The 5,206-nt window shown below is 68.0% G+C and carries 5 protein-coding genes; 3 read left to right on the forward strand and 2 right to left on the reverse strand.

The window, feature by feature from the left end:
- The 3 genes from IEZ27_RS53270 to IEZ27_RS53280 form a co-directional block, all read left to right on the forward strand.
- The coding region (locus IEZ27_RS53270; protein ID WP_189654293.1) for a ferritin-like domain-containing protein at positions 1–802 on the forward strand (802 nt) is incomplete at its 5' end.
- A complete protein-coding gene (locus IEZ27_RS53275) occupies positions 799–1,812 on the forward strand; it encodes an alpha/beta hydrolase (protein WP_189654294.1) in 1,014 nt (337 codons plus the stop codon). The genes IEZ27_RS53270 and IEZ27_RS53275, both read left to right, overlap by 4 nt.
- 289 nt (positions 1,813–2,101) lie before the next feature.
- Positions 2,102–2,455: a hypothetical protein gene (locus IEZ27_RS53280; RefSeq protein ID WP_189654295.1), complete on the forward strand. Its 354-nt coding sequence runs from the start codon at positions 2,102–2,104 to the stop codon at positions 2,453–2,455.
- A gap of 346 nt (positions 2,456–2,801) precedes the next feature.
- Here IEZ27_RS53280 and IEZ27_RS53285 read toward each other — a convergent pair whose 3' ends face one another.
- Both IEZ27_RS53285 and IEZ27_RS53290 read right to left on the reverse strand, forming a co-directional pair.
- Entirely contained in the window at positions 2,802–3,701 is a 900-nt protein-coding gene (locus IEZ27_RS53285) for a phosphotransferase family protein (RefSeq protein WP_189654296.1), read from the reverse strand.
- Entirely contained in the window at positions 3,698–5,050 is a 1,353-nt protein-coding gene (locus IEZ27_RS53290) for a hypothetical protein (RefSeq protein WP_229825339.1), read from the reverse strand. The genes IEZ27_RS53285 and IEZ27_RS53290 overlap by 4 nt, the downstream gene beginning before the upstream one ends.
- Positions 5,051–5,206: the final 156 nt, after the last annotated feature.

Genomic DNA, 5,206 nt, shown 5'->3' on the forward strand with positions numbered 1-5,206 from the left:
GCAGATGCTGCCGCCGCACCCGCGCAAGCTGCCTCATGGTGATCTGGAAGTGTCGCTGGTGCCGTTCGGCGCAGAAGCGCTGGAGATGTTCCTGCGCCTGGAACAGCCTGCGCCGCCCGGCGCGCCACCGGAGGACGACGATTACGAGACGATCGGACAGTTCTACGCCGCGATCGAGCAGGGGTTGCGCCACCTGTGCGAAACGCTCGGCGAGAAGGAGGTGTTCTGTGGCGACCCGGCCCGGCAGGTGAGCGGCGCCCGCTTCCGCCACACTACCGGCTCGCTGTTCGCCGTCGATGATCTGGAGTCCGCGCTCGGCGCGCTGAAGGAGATCGTCGAGCAGGGGGAAGGCAACGCCCGCGGCGAGGTCTGGGACGGCGACCAGGACGTCCTCCATCCCGAGCGGGACGAGGTCGCCCACTACTACCGCTTCCAGGAGCTCAAGCTCGGCCGCCGTTACCAGCGGGGCGACACCCCGAAGACCGGCCCGACAGGGGAGAAGGTCGGCGTCGACCCGGACGGCGTGCTGCCGATGACACCCAACCCGCGGCCCGCCGAGCCGGGCACTGCCGTACGGGCGGCGCAGGATCTGTTCGACACCACCTACAGCACCCTGCTGAACCTGCTGGAACAGGCATTCAACGGCGATCCGAAGCGGCTCACGGACGCCACCCGCACCATGTTCACGCTCAGGGCCCATGCGCAGGCCCTGATGGCGCTGCCCGGCGGCGCCGGTCCCACCTTCACCTACGTGCCTCGCGAAGCACGTAGCGCCTCCATGGCGAAAGAAGGCGCGGCATGAACAGGCACATCCTCGAGCCCGCCGCCTGGGAACTGGCGCAGGCCACCTCGAAGCCGCCGTTCCTGTACGAGCTCGGCCCCGAGGGCGCCCGCAAGGTCCTCGACGACCTCCAGGCGGCCCCGATCGCCAAGCCGGACGTGGACGACAAGTGGATCGCCGTCCCCGCCGGGGTCGGCAACGTGCGGGTGCGGATCCTCAGGCCCGTCGGCTCGACGGGCATGCTCCCCGTCGTCCTGTACGTGCACGGCGGCGGCTGGGTCATCGGCAACGCGGGCACCCATGACCGGCTCGTGCGCGAGCTCGCCGTCGGCGCGGGCGCGGCCGTCGTCTTCGTCGAGTACGACCGCTCACCCGAGGTCCGCTACCCGGTGGCCATCGAGCAGGCTTATGCCACCGCCCAGTGGATCGTGAAGTTCGGTGCCGAAGAAGGGCTGGACCCATCCCGGATGGCCGTCGCGGGCGACTCGGTCGGAGGCAACATGACAGCGGCCCTGACCATCCTGGCCAAGCAGCGCGGTGACGTGCATTTCGTGCACCAGTCCCTGTACTACCCGGTCACCGACGCCGGCCAGGACACCGACAGCTACCGAGAGTTCGCCGACGGGCCGTACCTGACGGCCAAGGCGATGGCCTGGTTCTGGGACGCCTACACCACAGATCCCGCTCAGCGCGCCGAGATCACCGCGTCGCCGCTGCGCGCCTCCCTGGACGACCTCGAGGGTCTACCGCCCGCGTTCGTCATCGTCGACGAGAACGACGTGCTGCGTGACGAGGGCGAGGCATACGCCCGCAAGCTGATCGCGGCCGGGGTGCCCACCTCCAGCGTCCGCTACAACGGCACGCTGCACGACTTCATGATGCTCAACCCCGTCCGCGCCACCGAGGCCACCAGCGCCGCCATAGCCCAGGCCATCGACGTCCTCAAGACCGCCTTGAAAGCCGGAGAGTCTCGGCGAGGATCCGCGCCGGTGACGTCGACCACGTGGCGATCTCGATCCACCTCGCGATGATCCTGCTGGTCGGGGGGCCGCGCGCAGGAGGGTCTCCAGCAGTCTCGACTTCCTGTTCTCAGGGTGTTAGTTGCGCGGCCTTGATCACCGTGCTCGCACCTCGGCGCCGATGAGATCATCGGGATGTCGGCCAACGGCGCCGCGGACGGCATGCCGACTATCATCTACCACTGGATCGACGCGGTCCCCGCGACGCCGTTCCTCGGCGTCGTGACGCTGCTGTTCTGTACGGATCCAAGGTGCGCGGCGTCCCCAAGTCCATGCGCCGCCGCTTGAGCCCGGTCGGCACTTGGTGAACGCGATCAGCTTCGCGCTTATCGCGGGGATCAACCTCTTCCTGCTCGCCACGGTGGTCAACGGCCTATTCGGCTGGCCGTTGTGGGTGGCGCTGCTGCTGCTCGCGGTGGCCATCGTCCCCAGCCATATCATCTCCGGTGGGCTCGCGGCGGTCATCTACAACGAGGTTCTGCAGTTCTCGTCAAAGTCGCCGCGCTGCTGCCGCTCACCCTCATCGGGCTGCACCGCGTCGGCGGTGTTCAACGGGCTGATCGACAGGGTGCGGACGGCCGTCGCCGACGGCGCCGAGCAGCTCGACTCCTGGCCGTGCACCGAGCTGACGGGATTGAGCAGCTCGGTGCTGTGAGTCGTCGGCATCATGTTCAGCCTGGGCTTCGTGCTCTCCTTCGGCGTACTGGACCACGAACTTCGTCGAGGTGCAGCGGCGATGGCCATCCGTTCGATGACCGCTGGCGCAGTACGCCGATCATCGCGTCCTTCCCGAAGGTGTTCATCCCGTTCATCGCGGTCGTACCCGACATGATCGTAGGAGCGCTGGTGCCCGAGAGGCACAACGTGGTGGGCGGGGCCATCCCCCGCAGCCGTCGCCGGTGGCCCTCACTGGCGCCGAGGGGCGCAGCAGGCTAGTACGGACCACCGACAGCCTTCGGGCTGGAGCGGCGGTGGTCCTCCGGGACCGACGCGATAGGGCACTACGGAACGGCTGTCCAGGTCCACGGCCGTGGGCCATGCTCGTCACGCAGGCAGGCCAGTCTCAGCAGCACCTCGTCACGCCGGTGAGGATTCTCACCGGCCACTTGGGCGGCCATGCAGGTCATGCGGAACTCGCGGATGTCTCTGAGTGTCTCGAACCCTGGCCATGCGGTGACGTCGTGCTTGTACATCCCGACGAAGGTGTTGTAGTCGTCGGCGGTGATGCCGGCCAGTGTGAAGGCTTTCACTGCTGTGGAGGTCAGATCCCACTCGGGCGGGCCGATCGAGCAGCGTTCCAGGTCGAGCAACACCGCTTCGCCGTCGTCAGTGGTCACCACGTTGCCGATCCATGCGTCGCCGTGCACGACCGTCTCGGGTAGGCCCTTGGGTAGCTCTTCGTAGCGTGCCTTCAACTCGATCAGGTGGGTGCGCATCCAGATTCGGTCAGGCTCAGTGAGGGTGGAGGCACGGTCGATTCGCTCGGAGAGTCTTACGAACGGGTCCAAGCGGCCGATGTCGAAATCAGTCGGTGGGGGGAGGTCGTGGAGGCGGCACAGCGCGGTTGCGACCGTGAAGGCCGTGCCGGGGCGGTGGGGTGGGAGCTCTTTCCACCAGGTGACTGCTTGGCCGTCGACTTCGATGGGCTGGTCGATGTCTGGCCATGTCTGAACGGCGGGTACGTGGTTGGCTTCGAGCCAGCGTGCTACTGCTACTTCGCGTTTTGCGGCGGTGAGCTGGCCGGGGCGGGAGACGCGGGCGACGATGCTGCCGGGGAGCCGGAAGAGGGCGTTCTCGCCGAGGCGCATCAGCTCGGCACCGGACGGGTCGAGGCCGGCGCGGCGGCTCGCCGTTTCGAGGATGGACCACGCGGCCGTCTCGGCATTGCTGGTCTGGGTCATGTCTGGACGGCCTCCCGGATCCGGTGACGAAGCAAGGCCACTGGTGTCCGGGTCTTGTGGGGGAGGGCGAACTTGGCGAGTTCCTTCATGTCGTCCTGGGCGCGGCGGGAGCGGACGGTGCCGGCGTCGGTGACGGCTCGTCCTCCGATGGAGGCGGCCTCCTCGGGGTCTCCGGTCGCCATGGTGAGGGAGGCCAGCTTGATGCCGCTGATGGCGCGGGAGCGGACGTAGGCGGGGGTGTGGCCGGCCACCGCGTTCGCCAGCCTCGTGGACGCCTCGCCCAGGTACCTGTTGTCGATCGCGTCGCCGGCCGGCGTGCCGGTCGTTGTCCTGTCGATGATGACCAGGTCGAACAGGGCGTGGCCGGTGTCGCCGGAGTGCTGGGCGGCGTCGTAGTAGCGCATCCAGGGCTGCTCTTCGCCGGGGCGGATGTGTTCGTACTCCGTGTCCGCCTCTGCGACGGCCTTCCAGGCTTCCTGCGTCCGGCCGAGCTTGGCGAAGGCGCGAGCCTGGGCACCGCGCAGCATGGCTCGCTCGGCCGGGGTCAGGCGGTCGGCTCGTACCATCGCGAACTCGACCAGGGTTAGCCCGTTGTCGGCGTCGCCGCACCAGATGGACTGTCGTGCCATGGAGGAGAGCACTTTGGCGCGGAGGTGCCAGTCGCTCGCCTGTTCGGCGCAGGTGAGTGCGAGGGCGAACATTCTGCGGGCGTCCTCGTGGGCGTAGGCGTCGAAGGCCATGAACGCGGCGGCGTGGGCCAGCCAGCCGACGGCGGCGTACAGGGGAGCGTGCAGCTTGGATGGGCAGCGGGACTGCTTCAGGAGGCCGACCGCGAACCGCAGCTGACCGACGACGGCCTCGCGCACCAGGCCGCCGCCGTAGGTGTGGTCCCAGGTGGTGAAGACGTGGGCGATGTTGCGGAGTTCGGCGATGTCAGAAGGCTGGATGACGGACGGTGCCGCGATGGCCTGGGCGGGCAGGGCCAGCTCGGCGAGGGGGATGGCGGCGGCTGCCCCGAGCGCAGTACGAATGAAGCCTTTGCGATCCACGTCTGTCACGGTAACGACCGAGTTGGCACGTCGGGATCTGTTGAAGCCCAGGTCCCTGTCACGTTCGGCACCGAGAATGGCACGGAACGCTTCCCGGTAGTGGGCGTTGGGCCAGCGCACTTCGCCGCGTTCGAGCTTGCCGACGTACTCCTGAGTCAGGCCGCCGTGCCGCTGGTGATTCTCGAACAACCAGGCGTTGACCAGGTCTGCCAGCTCCTGGCGCGAGGCGTGCTCGCCGGGGTCGGCAGGGGATGGCAGTCGCTCACGCGCCTGCTGCAACTGCAGATTCGGGTCCGACATTGGCTGCCTCCCTCCGTGCGCATCGTCGCATAGTGGTGCGTCCGCGGCCCCGCCTAGGCCGTGTTTCATAAGGCTTTGAGCCACTGGTTGATCGCGGCGATGATGACGACGGCTTCGTAGCGTACGGCGAGCTTGTCGTAGCGGGTTGCCATGCCA

It is taken from the genome of Nonomuraea spiralis (assembly GCF_014648435.1).
GTDB lineage: Bacteria > Actinomycetota > Actinomycetes > Streptosporangiales > Streptosporangiaceae > Nonomuraea > Nonomuraea spiralis.

Coding starts and splice junctions, on each gene's coding strand:
- IEZ27_RS53275 (WP_189654294.1), top strand. CDS start 799: ATGAACAGGCACATCCTCGAGCCCGCCGCCTGGGAACTGGCGCAGGCC.
- IEZ27_RS53290 (WP_229825339.1), bottom strand. CDS start 5,050: ATGTCGGACCCGAATCTGCAGTTGCAGCAGGCGCGTGAGCGACTGCCA.
- IEZ27_RS53285 (WP_189654296.1), bottom strand. CDS start 3,701: ATGACCCAGACCAGCAATGCCGAGACGGCCGCGTGGTCCATCCTCGAA.